This is a genomic window from Robertkochia aurantiaca, assembly GCF_020166495.1.
In the GTDB taxonomy this organism is placed as follows: Bacteria; Bacteroidota; Bacteroidia; order Flavobacteriales; family Flavobacteriaceae; genus Robertkochia; species Robertkochia aurantiaca.
Genome location: NZ_JAINZS010000004.1, coordinates 448,247 through 465,926 on the forward strand (window position 1 = coordinate 448,247; position 17,680 = coordinate 465,926).

The following is a 17,680-nucleotide window of genomic DNA, read 5'->3' on the forward strand; positions in this document are numbered from 1 at the left end:
GTTCTTAGATTTTATAGATTATTGATTGTCCAGGAAACGTAGAACTGTGAACCGATTCTACCGGTACCAAAGGCTGTAAAATACTCTTCTCCCGTGAGGTTGGCCGCTCCGGCTTTGAAGGTAGATTTGATACTGGGAACGCGGTAATTGATCTGCGCGTCAACAACATGGAAAGAAGGCACCTGTCCGTCTCCAAAGCTTGCCTGCCAGAAAAACGTATCACTCCATCGGTAATTCACACCGAAACCAAAATTCTCGAACAATTCATTATTGCCAAAAGAAGCTTTGAACTTATGCTTAGGCGTATTGAAGTTCGGTCTGAAATCAGGATCGTCAAGCTCAAAATCAGCATAAGTATAGTTCAATCCAAGATCGAAACCATTGAGTATTCTGGCATTAACAGCGATCGATCCACCCCATGACTGCACTCCTGATTCGGCATTTGTATAGGTTTGATATGCCTTAAAGTCTCCAAACTGTAATGCTCCTAGCGCCAGTTGATCCGGAGCTCCGCCGTTACCATCAACATCACCATAGAAAGGAACAAGTACTGTTTCATTGGCGATAAAGTCATCATACTCGGTATAATAACCGCTCAGGTCTACAGATATCTTATTGACCTGTCCGCGGTAACCCAATTCATATACTCTGGCTTTTTCAGGCTCTACCAAACCAACGCTGGCCGCGGTTGGGGCACCTGCCTGAACAGAATTCAGGGTAAAAGCATTTTCATAGGCTCTGCGCCCGAGAACGGTTTCAGTTGTTTCTCCACCGTTAAGCGCTGCATTATTCACATTATAGGTTCTGACGTCACGGTCAAGGTTTTCTTCAGCCGATCCAACCAGGATAGCGGCACCTGCATCCAACCCTATAAAAAGGTCCTGGGTAGTAGGGTTACGAAAGGCCGTCTGGAATGAAGCTCTGAAGTTGTGGTTTCTGTTTTCTCCGGCAGTATAACCCACAGAAAAACGCGGTGTTACCTGTCCGTCGAACAATTCAGATTTGTCATAACGCATTGAACCGGTTAGCTTAAGTCTTTCATCAAGCAATTGTTTCTGAATCTGGGTATAAAGCCCGTATTCTTTATAATCTATCGGTCCGTCGATATCTGTATAGATGGTTCCGAATGAATTAAGCACGTATTCTCTGAAAGAACCCCCTACCTGAATGTCTACAACATCGGTCAGGTGTCCAAAATTATAGTTAGCATCTACGTGGCGTAATTTAGATCCGTCCTGGAACTTTGAACCTGTGGTCAGGTCGGGATCATTAGTAACAGTTTCAAAGGCACTTTCAAACCCTGGAGTACCCGGCAACAATCTTCCGGAATCTGCAGCTCCACGAGCGATCTGGTGAGCCTGGTCACTGGTGGCTCCGCCAAGGGCAGCCTGAATATAGGCTCCTGCATATTCACCGAACCAGGTCGAATCATCTTTCCAAAGCCTGTTGATGTTGATCCCGGTAAAACGCATATCGTAAGAATCACCGGCGGTTTCATCGGTGAAGTATCCACGAACAAAGAAATTGTCATTGCGGAATTCCAGTTTATGTTGCTGCAAGAAGAAATTCTTGATGTTATAGCGGTTAGCACCCTGGTAGATGGTCGTACCCCTACCCAGTTTTGCCTGATAAATGATCTCAAAATCATCTGCAAAAGGCCTGTAGTGCAGAGCCGCATCGAATTTTACGCTTTCCGCGTTGTAGTTGGTCAGATCCTGCTCGGCATAACCCGTACGACTTACATTCTCGTTAGGCAGTAAGTTCACTGCACTTTGAGGAATCAGTCCCATAGCAGCCAAAGCGTTCCCCACACCTCTGATGTTGGTACTTACTTCATCACCATATATGTTAACCCCGTCATAATTCGGGTCAACTCTTCCGACCCCTGGATTATTCAGGTTTGAAAAATCGTTGGCAAACCAGTCTGTACCCCTGAGATACCCGAAGTTCACTTTACCGGCAAATTTCTCTGAAAATTTCTTTGCAGCACGGAAGCCTACGTCATAATATTCGTTATCACCGGCAGCTTCCTGAGAGGTCAATCCGGTTTTGATATAGGCGCTCACCCCTTCGAAATCGAACGGACTTTTACTGCGCATAAAAAGAATACCGTTAAAGGCATTCGCTCCGTATAATGCTGAAGAGGCACCCGGAAGTAACTCGACGCTTTGAACATCAAGTTCGGTCATACCCAAAAGGTTACCTAAAGGGAAGTTCAATGCAGGAGCTGAATTATCCATTCCGTCAACCAGCTGCACAAAACGCGTATTGGCAAAGGTGGCAAAACCACGGGTGTTGATAGACTTAAAGGTCAAACTGTTCACATTGATATCAACTCCTTTAAGGTTTTCGAGTCCGTCATAAAAGGTAGCCGAAGGAGTGGATTTGATATCTTCCAGTCCGAAGCGTTCTACCGTAACCGGCGACTCGAAAATTCTTTCCGGAGTACGGGAGGCAGAAATCACGATTTCTCCTAATTGAGTAGTCTCTTCTTCAAGTTTAATAGTGATCTGTTCAGTTGAAGAAGTCACCTGTACCGTCTGGGAAGTAAAGCCAATGCTCGACACCCGAATGGTAAATGGTGGTTCTTCATCTACAGTAAGAGTAAAAAAACCATCGAAGTCAGTAACAACTCCAACGGCTTTCCCTGATAGAATTACGTTAGCGCCCGGGATCGGTTCATTAGTTTCATCAACAACCTGTCCGGTAATTGTAGTCTGGGCATTAACGCTATATCCAATAAATAAAATCAGTGCATAGAGTAGCGTTCTCATCATATTAGTTTAGTTTTTTGATGAGCTCAATATACACCTTTTTTAATTATTTAAATAAAGGGCTCTATTTATAAGTTATTCACAAAATTACTACTCTACAGTAACAGATTTCGCAAGATTACGAGGTTGATCCACATTACAACCGCGCATAACTGCGATATGATAGGACAACAACTGTAGCGGGATGGTAGTAAGAAGTGGCGAAAGTCCTTCGTACGTCTCAGGAACCTCGATCACATGATCGGCGAGTTTCTTAACGTCTTTATCTCCCTCGGTAACTATAGCGATGATCTTTCCCTTTCGTGATTTGATCTCCTGAATATTACTCACGACCTTTTCATAGTGACCTTTTTTGGTAGCTATCACCACTACCGGCATATGTTCATCGATAAGAGCGATCGGACCGTGCTTCATCTCTGCAGCAGGATATCCTTCGGCATGAATATAAGAGATCTCCTTTAATTTAAGAGCACCCTCAAGGGCAACAGGAAAATTATATCCTCTACCGAGATACAGGAAGTTGGTAGCATCTTTAAAAATGGAAGAGATATATTTTACATGGGCATCTATCTGAAGACTGTCGGCCACTTTATCGGGAATGGTCTCCAGCTCCACCAGGTGATTATGGAATTCTGATTCACTCAACCTTCCTTTAGCCTTAGCCAGCTTAAGAGCCATGAGAGTCAATACGGTGATCTGAGTGGTAAAAGCTTTGGTTGAGGCCACGCCGATCTCCGGACCTGCGTGGGTATAAGCCCCCGCATGCGACTCTCTCGCAATAGAAGAACCTACCACGTTACAAACCCCAAAAACAAATGCACCATTCTCCTTGGCCAGTTTTATCGCAGCCAGTGTATCTGCCGTTTCCCCTGATTGAGAAATGGCTATAACCACATCATCCTGGTTAATAATGGGGTTTCTGTACCTGAATTCTGAAGCATATTCCACTTCAACGGGAACACGAACAAGTTGTTCAATGATATACTCCGATACGAGTCCGGCATGCCATGAAGTTCCGCAGGCAACTACTATAATACGTTTTGCGTTCAGGAACTTTTCAAGGTTATTATCAACCCCCGCCATCTTTATGATTCCGGAATTGATTCTCAAACGCCCTCTGTAAGTGTCCTTGATAGCCTTAGGCTGCTCGTGTATTTCCTTGAGCATAAAGTGATCATAACCTGCCTTTTCGATTTGTTCAAGATTCAATTGCAGCTCCTGAACATATGGCATCACCTGCTTATCACCTTTGATCTGCCGCACTTTCACATCGCGACCTCTTCTAATAATGGCGAGCTGCTCGTCTTCCAGGTATATGGCGTTATTCGTGTATTCTATAAAAGGAGAGGCATCTGAGGCGATAAAATATTCCCCTTCACCAACTCCGATAGCCAGAGGACTACCCAATTTGGCTACTACGATCTCATCAGGTTTGCGCTTGTCAAATACGGCGATAGCATAAGCACCAACCACCTGGTTAAGGGCAATCTGAACGGCTTTACCCAGCTTAACCCCTTCTTTGATCTGTATATCTTCGATCAGGTTGACTAAGACCTCGGTATCTGTATCTGAAGCAAACTGATATCCTCTTCCTTCCAAAGCCTCTTTTATGGAGGCATAATTTTCAATGATCCCGTTATGAATTATCACCAGGTTGCCTGAATTGGAATAATGCGGGTGTGCATTCTGATCGTTCGGCTCTCCATGAGTTGCCCAGCGGGTATGACCGATTCCCACATTACCGTGAATTACTCCGGCACTTTCTGCTTTGCTTTTCAGGTCAGCAACCTTACCCTGAGTTTTACACAGTTCAATGTCGTTATTGTTAAATAAAGCCAGACCGGCGCTATCATATCCTCTGTATTCCAAACGCTCCAGCCCCTTTGTAATGATTCCGTAGGCTTCTTTATCTCCTAAATAACCAACAATCCCGCACATAGTATTCCTGTTTTTTCGTTAGATCTTAAATGAAAGAAAAATTATTTCGGCTCGGTATATAATACTTCCAGCCTGACCCTTTTGACATCCATCCCATTGCCAGGCACGCTACCAAAAAGAATCGTTCCCCGCGGATCGACAACGCCGGCCTGAGCAGTAGAAACATCTGCTCCTTCAGCCGTTCTTGCGCGAACCACCGCTCCGTTGGAAATATTAGAAGTGAGAGAAAGTCCCAACCTTACATTAGTAGAATCGTTTCGAATAATATTATTCAGGTGTTCGGTGATTCTGAAACGATAACGTATTCCTGTTTCATCTTCCTCATTCTTTCTACCATCAAATATAGCATAACGGCGATCACCGCTTACATTACCTCCGACTAAATCAAAGGTATAATCTACCAATTGCCTCTGATTCTCAGCATCATACAGAAAAAGCCGGTCAGGAATATTCAAAGTGGCATTACCGGCAGTAGCCTCTTCGTCCAGGTAGAATATCAGGTTTGCTTCATTGATCAGCCAGTCTCCGGCGATGGCTTCTCCAAACACCTGCTCTATTGGCTGACCTCCGGTAATATCAATTTCAGCATAGGTCCCCGATCCACCGCGGAGGTATATTCTTTCAGGCTCCTGCTCACTGTTCAGAGCATTGACGATATCTTCAGGATAAGTCGATTCGTCGATATAATTTACGAGATTTCCTCCCATATTAAATCTGAAGGTATCTGTAACCGTATCTATAAAATCATCTGAAGTATCATCGGTGGTTCCGTTATTGCTATAATCATCATACTCATACTCCATCTCGACATAGGCAGATGGCGTATCAAGCAGCATAGCCAGATTATTATCCGGTATCTCTACCGAAATAAAAATACCCCGGAAAAATTCAAGGAAATTATTGGCGTTGGAAAGCACCAGTTCTCCTTCATTATCAAGTATCTTTTCCTGGAAAATAGCCGGATCAAGCTCAACACGCAAACGAGGCGTAAGTACTTCTGAAGGCTGCTGGGACTCATCAACATCGGGAGTCTCAGGATTATCTTCTCCTTCAAAGATCAGAATCTCCTCTTCCACTATACTCACCTGATCATCGAAAAGCAAGGTCGAAAGAAAGGGCGAAGGGTCTTCATCTGAAAAGTAATCCTGCGCATCCTGGAAATTGGAAGAGGGGTCAAGGCTTCTTAAATATTTGGTGAATTCGTATACTTTAAGAGTGAAAGCCTGATTCCTGTTGCCAAACACAGAATCGACGCGGTAAGGAATGGGCTCATTCTCTTCCCGCTGAGTCGTGTCTTCAAGTGCCTCAGCAAAAAACGGAAGGTTCAGATACACCCTTGTAACTCTTTCATTTTCCTGGATAATCGATGGGTCATTATTTCCCTCCGCAGTATCCTCACTGCTTTGAGAGAAGTTGCCAAAAATCGGGTTATAGGCGGGCATGGTTAATTGTGCCGCAAAGGAAGTTCGATACCGCCCGAAGATAGGGTGTGTCAAATCTCCCAATTGATAAGAATTCAGTCCGTTGGTGCGCACAGCACTGAGATCTGAATTGGTAACCGATACTTCATAGGTCACATTACGGGTCTGAAAGTCGCCTCCCCCGATAAGGTCGGCTCCGATAACCCTGAAATCATCTTCACAGGCATGAAAAAAAGCTGCACCACATAAAATCAGCAGCGCCTTAACAACATTACTCTTAAATATGTTCATGATGATCAGTAGGTTAACTTAAAACTTTTTGCTCGTAGAATTCGTGGTAAGCCTCTTCGAACTCGTAAATAGACATATGGGGCAACACGGGTTTTGACAGCTTGTCGATATATTCCTTCAGCTCTTCATTCAAATCTTCGGAAGCAACAACCACCGCGTCAGAATGATCAACAGCCACCTTTATCAAATTCGGGTAAGTCGGGTTTTCCAAAGGTGCCACGGCCTCATGATCGATACCGTCAAATTTGATCTTATCGATCATCTTCTCATCAAGGGAGCCTTTGAACCCTTTATTATAGACCGATGTCACGATCTTACTATCTGCAAACAGAGGTTCGTCAGAATAATATCTTCTCAGATATAATGGAAACAAGGAAGCCATCCATCCATGCACATGAATGATATCAGGGCTCCAATTCAATTTTTTGACAGTCTCTACCACTCCTTTGGCAAAGAAAATAGCTCTCTCGTCATTATCGGGAAAAAGATTCCCGTCTTCGTCAGTGAAGGTCGCCTTGCGTTTAAAATACTCTTCATTATCGATGAAATATACCTGGATCCTCTCTTTGGGAATGGAAGCCACCTTGATGATCAGAGGCATATCCATATCATTGATTACCAGGTTCATTCCAGAAAGACGAATTACTTCGTGAAGTTGGTGTCGACGCTCATTGATATTCCCGAAACGAGGCATAAAGATTCGTATTTGTCCCCCCCTGTCATTCACCATTCGCGGGCTTTCGTAGGCCATAGATGACACTTCATTCTCCGGCAAATAAGGGATCATTTCAGAAGCGACAAATAATACTCTTTTGTCTGTCATAAAATCAATTTGTTTCTTTTACACATTAGGTCTAAAGCATGCAAAATTACAAAAAATATGCCTAATTAGTTTAAAATATATAGCTTTGCACGCTGTTAATTTTTACTAAATGTTTGTTTTCAAGCATAAAAACGACCTGATTTCACATCTGGACAAAGAACGATCTTCGGGTCATTCCATAGCCCTGGTTCCCACCATGGGTGCCTTGCATGAAGGACATCTTTCTTTGATCAAAAGAGCCCTCTCAGAATGCGACCGTGCGGTGGTAAGCATATTTGTTAACCCCACCCAATTCGACAATCCTGAAGACCTCGAAAAATATCCGCAGAACCTGGAAAGCGACCTGGCTTCCCTGCAGGACCTGAGCGACGAGATTATCGTCTTCACACCCTCTGCTTCAGAGATGTACAATACCGATGTTAAGGCCCAGGCCTTCGATTTCGACGGTCTCGAGCACCAGATGGAGGGGAAGTTCAGAAAAGGCCATTTTGACGGGGTTGGCACCATAGTAGGGAAATTACTCGAACTGATCGAACCGGACCGGGCGTTTTTCGGTGAGAAGGATTTTCAACAGCTGCAGATCATCAAAAAGCTGGTCGAAAAACAGCAACTACCGGTTACCATAGTTGGCTGCCCTATTTCCAGGGAAGAAAACGGACTTGCAAGGAGTTCAAGAAATGAACGACTAAGTCCCGAGCAACGCGATCAGGCGGCTTTTATTTACAAAAGCCTTAGGGAAGCGCGTGAAAAGATCAAGACAGAAAACGCTGATTCTGTGATAGATTGGATTGAAAAATCGTTTAAAAGTCATCCTTTTCTAAACCTGGAATACGCTGAGATCGCTGACGAAAATACCCTGAAACCTGTTAAGGAACTGGAAAAAAATAAAAATTACAGGCTCTTTATTGCAGTATACGCAAATGATGTTCGCCTGATAGACAACATAGCTCTAAATTAATAACTTTGTACCATGCAAATTGAAGTTGTAAAGTCTAAAATTCACCGTGTTACAGTAACCGGAGCAGACTTAAATTACATTGGAAGTGTGACTATTGACGAGGCTCTTATGGAAGCCTCCAATATCATCGAAGGAGAGAAAGTACAAATCGTTAATATCAACAACGGCGAAAGACTTGAAACCTATGCCATAAAAGGTAAAAAGAACAGCGGTGAGATCACCCTGAACGGTCCTGCAGCAAGAAAGGTTCAAAGAGGAGACGTAGTTATCATCATCTCTTATGCCTTACTTGACTTTGAGGAAGCTAAAGAATTCAAACCGTCACTGATCTTTCCCGACGAATCTACCAATACCCTGAAATAGCCTTGAAAGGGAATGCTGCCAGGATCCTGAAACTAATACTCCCGCTTATGCTGGGAGTATTTCTGATCTGGTATACCTATCACAACACCTCAGCAACAGATCGTGCCAACATCCTGGAAGCTATCAGAAATGCCGATTATTTCTGGGTGATCATCTCTGTGCTAATGGGTTCGCTTAGCCATGTTTCAAGAGCCATGCGTTGGAACCTTTTGTTACAGCCCATGGGGTATAGCCCCAGGTTCTGGAACAATTTTATGGCCATACTTGCAGGGTACCTGGCGAACCTCGGTATCCCACGCTCCGGAGAAGTGCTTAGAGCAACTACCATTTCCGGATATGAGCAAATTCCCTTTGAAAAAAGTTTTGGCACTATCGTGGCCGAAAGAATCGTAGATATGATCATGCTCCTGTTGGTGGTGGTCATTGCAGCCATACTGCAAACCGATATCATTTTAGAGTTTCTCACTGCCCGGAATTATTCACTGAACAACCTTCTGCTGGCATTGCTGGCTGTCACTGTCTCGGGCATACTCTTCCTTTATGTGGTCAGAAATTCTGATCATAAACTTTTTAAAAGGATCAGGGTGTTCATTAGCGGCCTCTGGGAAGGGCTGACCAGCATCTTCAAAATGAAGAGAAAAGGGCTGTTCCTGCTACATACCCTGCTGATCTGGGGTCTCTATATAGGTATGTTCATCGTGATCAAATACAGTATTCCTGAAACCCGGGACGCAGGTATGAGCGCAATTATTGTAGCTTTTGTCGCCGGTGCATTTGCCATGAGCGCCACTAACGGGGGTATAGGTGTTTACCCCATTGCTGTAGCAAAAGTGCTTACCCTGTACGGAATTCCCGCCGCTGCAGGTGATGCTTTCGGATGGATCATGTGGACCTCACAAACATTAATGGTCATCATTTTCGGCGGATTATCATTCTTCCTTTTACCCCTATACAATAAGAGGAAATAATTCTTTATCTTAAGACCCCATAAACCGATCACCTATGAAAAATTTTGCTATTGTTCTGCTGGGACTATTGTTCTGTATTCCAGCTGCTTCACAAAAGACCACCACGACCATCCATTCATTCAAACTTGACGATCAAAGAAAAATTCACATCTATACTCCGGAAGACTACGACCAAGAGAAAGAGTATCCGCTGCTGGTTGTTTTAGACGGCGATGTGCTTTTTGATCTCGTGACCGCCAATGTAAAATACTATACCGGCTTAGACGAGATGCCCGGAAGCATCGTCGTGGGTATCGAACAGAAAGGCACGCGCTATGAAGACACATTTTATAGCGATGAAAACGGAATGCCTGATAAAACCGGCAACCAGTTCTTTGAATTCATAGGTATGGAACTCATTCCCTATATGGAGAAAAACTACAAACTGGCAAACTTCAAAGGCATTATCGGGCACGGTTCTACAGCCAACTACCTGAATTATTTCCTCTTTAAAAAGAGTCCTCTTTTTGACGCCTATATCAGCCTTTCACCTTCGCTGGCTCCCAATATGGAACAAAATATCCCGGGCCGAATGACGGGTATAGAAAAGATGCGTTTTTACTACCTGGCAACCTCAGCCAATGACGACAAGGAAAACAACAGGCGTATCAACATCCTGCATAACAATCTAAATCAGATCAAGAACGAAAATTTGTATTACTACTTCGGTAATTTCGAAACCGGGAATCACTATTCTGTCGCCTCCTATGCCATTCCCCAGGCCATGGATCAGATCTTCAAGATCTACAAACCAATCAGTATAGAAGAATATAAAGAACAGGTTTTAACTTACGACGGTCCGCCACACCAGTATCTACTCGACAAATACACCACTATCGAGAATCTTTTCGGTTTTAAAAAGCCGGTTACCCTGAATGATTTCATGGCTATCTATGCTGCCGTAAAGAAAAAGGAAGATTACGAATCACTAAATGAGCTGAGCGAGATCGCCAAGGAAGAATATCCCAACACCATGCTGGGTTTTTATCTGGAAGCAGAATACCTCGAGCAAATGGGGGAGCCTAAAAAAGCTATGCGCACCTATGAAAAAGCCTTTGGTATGAAGGAGATCGATTTCCTCACCAAAGATCATGCTCTTGAAAAAATAGACCGAATCAAGGCTGATTTCGGCTGGTAAAAATTTATTGAATACATGGCCAAGACCAAAACCGCGTTTTACTGTCAGAACTGCGGAACCCAATATGCCAAGTGGCAAGGACAATGTTCTTCCTGTAAAGAATGGAATACCATCGTTGAGGAAGTTGTTCAAAAGGAAGAGAAAAAACCCTGGAAAGAGGAAAGTTCAGGAAAAACAGCCAAAGTTCGTCCGTTAAAGATCAAAGACATCGACAGTTCGGGTGAAAAACGCATCAGAACTGGAAATGCAGAATTCGACCGTGTGCTGGGCGGAGGCCTTGTTCCGGGATCCATGACGCTCTTAGGAGGGGAACCCGGTATCGGGAAAAGCACCCTGCTTCTTCAGATAGCCCTTCAATTACCCCTTTCCACTCTCTATGTCTCAGGCGAAGAAAGCCAGAAGCAGATCAAGATGCGAGCAGACAGGATCTTTGCAGACAGCGAGAATTGCCTGGTGCTAACAGAGACCAAAACCCAGCAGATCTTTAAGCAAATTAGCGCTGTACAGCCTGACATCGTAGTGATCGACTCTATTCAAACCCTGCAAACCGAATACGTCGAGTCATCGGCAGGAAGCATCTCACAAATTCGGGAATGCACTTCAGAATTCATCAAATTCGCCAAGGAGACCGGGGTGCCGGTGATCCTTATCGGACATATCACCAAAGAAGGCCATATAGCAGGTCCGAAGATACTCGAACACATGGTCGATACCGTGTTGCAGTTTGAAGGAGACAGAAACTATGTCTACCGTATTCTAAGAGCCCTGAAGAACCGTTTCGGTTCCACCGCCGAACTGGGCATCTACGAAATGATCGGCAGCGGGCTTCGGGAGGTCAGCAACCCCTCAGAGATCTTATTGTCTAAATCTGAAGAGGAACTCAGTGGTACGGCCATCGCCTCCACCCTGGAGGGCATGCGACCCCTCATGATCGAAATACAGGCCCTTGTAAGTACGGCGGTCTATGGAACTCCTCAAAGAAGCTGTACCGGTTTCAACAGCAAAAGACTCAATATGCTGCTGGCGGTTCTCGAGAAAAGAGCCGGTTTCAGACTGGGTGCAAAAGATGTATTCCTGAATATTACCGGAGGGATCAATGTCGACGACCCTGCCATTGACCTGGCAGTGGTAGCTGCGGTGCTTTCATCTAATGAAGACACTCCCATTCCACGTGATATCTGCTTTGCCGGGGAGGTCGGGCTGGCAGGAGAAATTCGTCCGGTGCAACGTATCGACCAACGGATCAGTGAATCTGAAAAGCTCGGATTCTCAACGATCATCATTTCCAAACAAAGCAAGGTTAGTCTGAACAAACCGGGTATCAATATTCGCAAGGTCTCCCGTATAGAAGATGTCGTTCACTATCTTTTTGAATAAGTACCGGATCAGGGAGCCGGATTTGGAATCTCGTTATGAATCACACTTATCTCCTTAAGAATTTCAGGATCTAACTCTATATCTATACTAGCTATATTTTCCTTTAGTTGTTCCATCGAGGTGGCTCCAATGATATTGCTGGTCATAAAAGGTTGTTGATTGACAAAGGCCAAAGCAAGGTGAGTCAGGGAAAGTCCATGTTCCCTTGCCAGCTTATCATAGCGCTCTGTAGCCGCCACGCCCTGAGGTTTGCTGTAACGATTGTAATTAGGGAAAAGCTTGATACGTGATCCTTCCGGCATTCTCCCTCCCAGGTATTTTCCGCTGAGCGTCCCGAATCCAAGAGGTGAGTAAGCCAGCAAACCGATATTCTCTCTCATGGCTACCTCAGCATTACCCGTTTCAAACAACCTGTTTAACAGGTTATAGGGATTCTGAATGGTGATCATTCTCGGTAAATCATGATTCCTGCTTTCCTCAAGGAATCTCATCACGCCCCATGGATTTTCATTCGACAGCCCCACATGTCTGATCTTCCCGGCCTTTACCAATTCCTGCAGACTCTCTAGAACGCTCCTGAAATTATCATTCCAGCTCTCTTCCGGATCGTGAACATAGCCTCGCTGCCCAAAATAATTTGTATTTCTTTCCGGCCAGTGTAATTGATACAGGTCGATATAATCTGTCTGCATTCTTTGCAGGCTTTTATCTACAGCATCGAAAAGTTCTTCCCGTTTAAAGCCACCTGTTCTTATATGCTTTGTCATGGGAGCAGGACCTGCGATCTTCGAGGCGAGGATAATATCTTTTCGCTTTCCTGTCTTTTTGAACCAGCTTCCTATGATTCGTTCTGTCTCTCCCTGGGTTTCAGCCCGTGCAGGAACAGGGTATAATTCTGCCGTATCAAAAAAATTGATTCCCTGATCCACAGCATAATCCATCTGTTGATGACCTTCCTCCTCATTATTCTGCTGTCCCCAGGTCATGGTTCCAAGACAGATCTTGCTTACAGATATATCAGTATGTGGTAATTTCGTGTATTTCATATTTCAATTATGCGTTTAATCTAACTCCACTAAAACGGGACAATGATCACTGTGTCTGGCCTCAGGCATCATAACGGCCCTGCTAAGGCGATCTTTGAGAGAATCGGCGACCAGATTATAATCGATGCGCCATCCTTTATTATTATTGCGGGCATTAGCTCTGTAACTCCACCATGAATACTGGTGAGGTTCCTCATTAAAGAACCTGAAGCTATCGACAAAACCACTCTTTATAAAATCATCGAGCCATGCTCTCTCTTCCGGCAGGAAACCAGAAACCTTTGCATTTCTAACCGGGTCGTGAATATCGATAGCCCTGTGACAGATATTATAGTCACCCGAGATGATCAGATTGGGCACTTCCTGCTTAAGAGCGTCTATGTAATCCCTGAAATCATCCATATAACTGAACTTACGATCCAGTCTTTCGATATTGGTACCTGAAGGCAAATACATACTCATCACAGAGACATCATCAAAATCGGCCCTGATGTTTCTCCCTTCCTCATCCATATAACCGATCCCTGTGCCATACACTACACGATCAGGCTCTGTCTTTGAAAGAATAGCCACCCCACTATACCCTTTTTTCTCTGCGCTGTACCAGTAATGATACGGGTACCCGGCCTCCTCAAAGATATTCAGATCCAGCTGTTCAGGCCTGGCTTTGGTTTCCTGGATACATACCACATCAGGAGATGCGGCTTCCAGCCATTCAATAAAGCCCTTTCTAACCGCTGCTCTTATTCCGTTTACATTGTAGGAGATTATTTTCATAGCAATCAAGATTGAGTTCGCTAAAATAAGGATTATTAATGGCTTTCCCCACAGCCATCAACACCCCTGCGCCCCACAGGCTTTGAATTAAATATGTGTATTTTTATCTCATGAAAAAACTTTGCCTGCTACTTCTTTTTGCCGGGTTCCTGACCTGTGCCTGGTCGCAACAAACCACCGATACCCTGTCTGCCGTAATTCTGGAATCTGAAAAGCTGGAACGCCCCAGGCAATTAGTGCCGATGGCAGAAATATCGACTGCTTCATTTCAGCGCTATAATCCGGCCGATCTGATCAACCCATTAAATGAAACCCCGGGTGTATATGTTTTTTCGGGAAGCTTAAACACCAACCGACTAACCATAAGAGGAATCGGGTCCCGCACCCCCTTTGGAACCAACAAAGTAAAGGCATACATCAACCAGATACCCGTTACTAACGGCGTAGGTGAAACCTCCTTTGGAATTTTCGATCCCGAAGCCCTGCGATCAATCGAGGTAATCAGGGGGCCGGCATCAACCGTTTACGGGGCTAATCTTGGCGGTACCCTTTTGTTAAACCCTTTTCTCCCCGCCAAAGGAAGTTCTTTTATCAGCAGCAGCCAGACACTTGGCTCTTTCGATCAATATAAACAAAACACCCAGGCAGGGATTTATGAGAATGATATGGCCATACTGTTTTCCTATGATCACCTGCAGCAACGCGGGTACAGAGATAACAACCGGTATAACCGAAACGGCTACCTTCTCAATATCAGGAAATCATTCAGTGAAACCTTTAACCTGAAGCTGCTGATCAACCATATCGATTATTTTTCAGAAATACCCAGCTCATTAAACCGTGATGACTACCTGAATAACCCTACAAAGGCGGCAGACAACTGGGCGGCAGCTCAGGGATACGAAGATGATAACACCACCCTCGCAGGAATTACGGCTGAAACACGAATCGCTCCACGACTACTGAATACCACCAGCCTGTTTATGACCTACAACGATCATTACGAACCCCGCCCTTTTAATATCCTGGATGAAACTACACTGGGATCAGGATTCAGAACTCTTTGGCAATATGCGCTCTCCAACAGCTTACAAATCAATGCCGGTGCTGAATACCTGAAAGATCGTTATGAATGGAACACCTATGAAAATCTTTTCGAAACAGATAACAATGAAGGAAGCGTACAAGGCTCTCTTCTGAGTCAAAACCGGGAGTACAGGAGGTTCTTCAATACCTTTGCAGAGCTCAAATGGGAGCTGGAACGCTTTAGAGTGCAAGCCGGTATCAATTACAACAACACCCTCTTTGAATTCAATGATCTCCAGTCAGCAGGGCCTGACTCAATGATCGAACGAGATTTCAGCGGGGTTTGGTCACCTAACCTTACCATCGCCTATCAGATCACCTCGCATCTCAGTCTGTTCGCCAATACAGCGCACGGTTACTCATACCCCAGTCTCGAAGAGACACTTAACCCGGAAGGCACCATCAATCCCGAGATCAAGCCCGAATCGGGATGGAATCATGAGATCGGCTTTACACTGGAGGACTACGGATTCAACCTGAAGTCATCACTTTACTACATGAGAGTGAGCAACCTCCTGGTGGCAGAGCGCACGGCTGAAGATCAGTTCATAGGCCGTAATGCCGGAAAAACCGATCATGTCGGACTGGAATATTCACTTTTGAAAAGCCTTCTCTCACAACCGGGCTATAAGTTGGATGTCTTTATCAACGGGAGCCACAACTGGCACCGATTCAGCCAATTCGTCGACGATGGAAATGATTTTTCTGGCAATAACCTGACAGGGGTGCCTTCGTATGTTGTTGTTCCGGGCCTAATGGCTAACCTGGCGAATCACTACTACCTAAATATAACCGGTCAGTTCGTAGGTGAGGTACCCATTACTGATGCCAATGATCTGTACAGCGAGTCATACGGCATCATCAATTTGAGGGGCGGTTATACCACTTCGGTGCTTGAGAATTTATCTATAGTTATAAACGGAGGCATCAATAATCTGTTTGACAAGAAATATGCCTCTTCCGTACTCATAAATGCCACAGGATTTTCAGGCGCTGCTCCCAGGTACTACTATCCCGGACTGCCGCTGAACTACTTCATCAACTTAAGACTTCGATGGAACCTATAAAAAAACCCCGGGGTAACCGGGGTTTCTGAATTTACTTTGACTTACTGAATTCGCTTCAGCCAGCTGCTCATAGCTGTTTCTTCATCGATTATTCCTTTCAGGTCTGAAATAGGAACCCTTTTCTGCTCCATACTGTCACGGTGTCTGATAGTAACCGTTTCATTATCCAGAGTTTCATGGTCTACAGTAATACAGAAAGGCGTACCTGCAGCATCCTGTCTTCTGTAACGCCTTCCCACGGCATCCTTTTCGTCGTAGTCAACGTTGAAATCCCATTTCAGTTCATCAAATATCTTTCTCGCTATCTCAGGAAGGCCGTCTTTCTTAACAAGCGGTAAAATGGCCGCCTTGTAAGGAGCCAGTACAGCCGGAAGCCTCAGTACCGTGCGGCTTGTGCCATTCTCCAGTTCTTCTTCCTGAAGAGCACTGGAAAATACAGCCAGAAACATACGGTCAAGACCAATAGACGTTTCGAGCACGTAAGGTATATAGCTCTTATTTTCTTCAGGATCGAAATATTGCAGCTTTTTCCCACTGAATCTCTCATGGCTGGCAAGATCGAAATCGGTACGGGAGTGGATCCCTTCCAGTTCTTTAAACCCAAAAGGAAAACGGAATTCGATATCAGAAGCAGCATCGGCATAATGAGCCAGCTTTTCATGATCGTGATAGCGGTAATTCTCCTTATCGATTCCTAGTGACAAGTGCCATTTCATACGATGTTCCTTCCAGTACTCGTACCATTCCTGCTGAGTGCCCGGCTTGATAAAGAACTGCATCTCCATCTGTTCGAACTCCCGCATTCTGAAAATGAACTGACGCGCTACGATTTCATTTCTGAAGGCCTTACCTATCTGGGCGATACCGAAAGGAATTTTCATCCTCCCTGTTTTCTGCACATTGAGGTAATTCACAAAAATACCCTGGGCTGTTTCAGGCCTTAAATAAAGATCCATTGCCGACTCGGCGGTTGCTCCGAGCTTTGTACCGAACATAAGGTTAAACTGCTTGACATCTGTCCAGTTTTTACTACCTGTATCAGGATCAGCAATACCCAACTCTTCGATGAGAGCCTTAACGTCTGCCAGATCTTCCTTCTCTAGGGATCTTCCCAGTCGCTTTAAAATGGTATCGATCTCTTCCTGGTACCTGAGCACTCTTGGGTTGGTAGAGAGAAACTGCTCCTTGTCGAAATCAGCTCCGAAACGCTTTTCGGCCTTCTTCACTTCCTTTTCGATCTTAGCTTCGATCTTGGCTGCATGATCTTCTACCAAAACATCGGCCCTGTAACGCTTCTTGGAATCTTTGTTATCTATCAAAGGGTCATTAAAAGCATCAACGTGCCCTGATGCCTTCCATGTGGTAGGATGCATAAAGATCGCAGAATCAACGCCCACGATATTTTCATGCATTTGTACCATGGCCTTCCACCAGTATTCCTTGATATTTTTTTTCAGTTCAGCACCGTTCTGACCGTAGTCATAAACAGCGCTTAGACCATCATATATTTCACTTGAAGGAAAAATATACCCATACTCCTTGGCATGGGATATTACTTTCTTGAATGATTCTTGTTCGTTTGCCATGCCGCAAAAATATGGTTTTTAACAAAAA

Annotated in this window: 13 protein-coding genes; 6 read left to right on the forward strand and 7 right to left on the reverse strand. The window is 44.6% G+C overall.

Annotated elements, in window-relative coordinates; all coding sequences use genetic code 11:
* Nucleotides 1-11: 11 nt before the first annotated feature.
* From K7R10_RS07835 to K7R10_RS07850, 4 genes are all read right to left on the reverse strand, one after another.
* Nucleotides 12-2,774, reverse strand: coding sequence for a TonB-dependent receptor (locus K7R10_RS07835; RefSeq protein WP_224484321.1), 2,763 nt, complete (start codon nt 2,772-2,774; stop codon nt 12-14).
* Nucleotides 2,775-2,864: 90 nt separating this feature from the next.
* Nucleotides 2,865-4,712 carry a glutamine--fructose-6-phosphate transaminase (isomerizing) gene (gene glmS / locus K7R10_RS07840; RefSeq protein WP_224484126.1) on the reverse strand — a complete coding sequence of 616 codons (1,848 nt, stop codon included), beginning with the start codon at nt 4,710-4,712 and terminating at the stop codon, nt 2,865-2,867.
* Nucleotides 4,713-4,753: 41 nt separating this feature from the next.
* Nucleotides 4,754-6,424 (reverse strand): BamH family beta-barrel-assembly machinery protein, encoded by a 1,671-nt coding sequence (gene bamH / locus K7R10_RS07845; protein WP_224484127.1) that lies wholly within the window; start codon nt 6,422-6,424, stop codon nt 4,754-4,756.
* 13 nt (nt 6,425-6,437) lie between these two features.
* On the reverse strand, nt 6,438-7,247 hold the full coding sequence (locus K7R10_RS07850) for a glycogen/starch synthase (RefSeq protein ID WP_224484128.1): 810 nt from the start codon (nt 7,245-7,247) through the stop codon (nt 6,438-6,440).
* Nucleotides 7,248-7,356: 109 nt separating this feature from the next.
* On the opposite strand from K7R10_RS07850, the gene panC reads away from it, so the two are divergent.
* Genes panC through radA form a run of 5 tightly spaced genes read left to right on the forward strand, consistent with a single transcriptional unit; the run spans nt 7,357 to nt 12,090 of the window.
* The gene (panC, locus tag K7R10_RS07855; RefSeq protein ID WP_224484129.1) at nt 7,357-8,205 is read left to right on the forward strand and encodes a pantoate--beta-alanine ligase; all 849 of its coding nucleotides are present in this window, start codon (nt 7,357-7,359) and stop codon (nt 8,203-8,205) included.
* A gap of 12 nt (nt 8,206-8,217) precedes the next feature.
* A complete protein-coding gene (gene panD, locus K7R10_RS07860; protein WP_224484130.1) occupies nt 8,218-8,568 on the forward strand; it encodes an aspartate 1-decarboxylase in 351 nt (116 codons plus the stop codon).
* A 2-nt stretch (nt 8,569-8,570) separates the two neighbouring features.
* Nucleotides 8,571-9,536, forward strand: coding sequence for a lysylphosphatidylglycerol synthase transmembrane domain-containing protein (locus tag K7R10_RS07865; RefSeq protein ID WP_224484131.1), 966 nt, complete (start codon nt 8,571-8,573; stop codon nt 9,534-9,536).
* 34 nt (nt 9,537-9,570) lie between these two features.
* Nucleotides 9,571-10,713 (forward strand): alpha/beta hydrolase, encoded by a 1,143-nt coding sequence (locus K7R10_RS07870; protein ID WP_224484132.1) that lies wholly within the window; start codon nt 9,571-9,573, stop codon nt 10,711-10,713.
* Between the two features lie 15 nt (nt 10,714-10,728).
* On the forward strand, nt 10,729-12,090 hold the full coding sequence (gene radA / locus K7R10_RS07875) for a DNA repair protein RadA (RefSeq protein WP_224484133.1): 1,362 nt from the start codon (nt 10,729-10,731) through the stop codon (nt 12,088-12,090).
* A gap of 8 nt (nt 12,091-12,098) precedes the next feature.
* Here the strand turns inward: radA and K7R10_RS07880 are convergent, their stop codons facing one another.
* Together K7R10_RS07880 and K7R10_RS07885 are read right to left on the reverse strand one after the other, a co-directional pair.
* Nucleotides 12,099-13,136: an NADP(H)-dependent aldo-keto reductase gene (locus K7R10_RS07880; protein ID WP_224484134.1), complete on the reverse strand. Its 1,038-nt coding sequence runs from the start codon at nt 13,134-13,136 to the stop codon at nt 12,099-12,101.
* A 15-nt stretch (nt 13,137-13,151) separates the two neighbouring features.
* On the reverse strand, nt 13,152-13,913 hold the full coding sequence (locus K7R10_RS07885) for an exodeoxyribonuclease III (RefSeq protein ID WP_224484135.1): 762 nt from the start codon (nt 13,911-13,913) through the stop codon (nt 13,152-13,154).
* A 110-nt stretch (nt 13,914-14,023) separates the two neighbouring features.
* Between K7R10_RS07885 and K7R10_RS07890 the strand changes: the two genes are divergently transcribed.
* Nucleotides 14,024-16,066, forward strand: coding sequence for a TonB-dependent receptor (locus tag K7R10_RS07890; RefSeq protein ID WP_224484136.1), 2,043 nt, complete (start codon nt 14,024-14,026; stop codon nt 16,064-16,066).
* A gap of 41 nt (nt 16,067-16,107) precedes the next feature.
* Here K7R10_RS07890 and K7R10_RS07895 read toward each other — a convergent pair whose 3' ends face one another.
* Nucleotides 16,108-17,652 (reverse strand): glycine--tRNA ligase, encoded by a 1,545-nt coding sequence (locus tag K7R10_RS07895; protein WP_224484137.1) that lies wholly within the window; start codon nt 17,650-17,652, stop codon nt 16,108-16,110.
* Nucleotides 17,653-17,680: the final 28 nt, after the last annotated feature.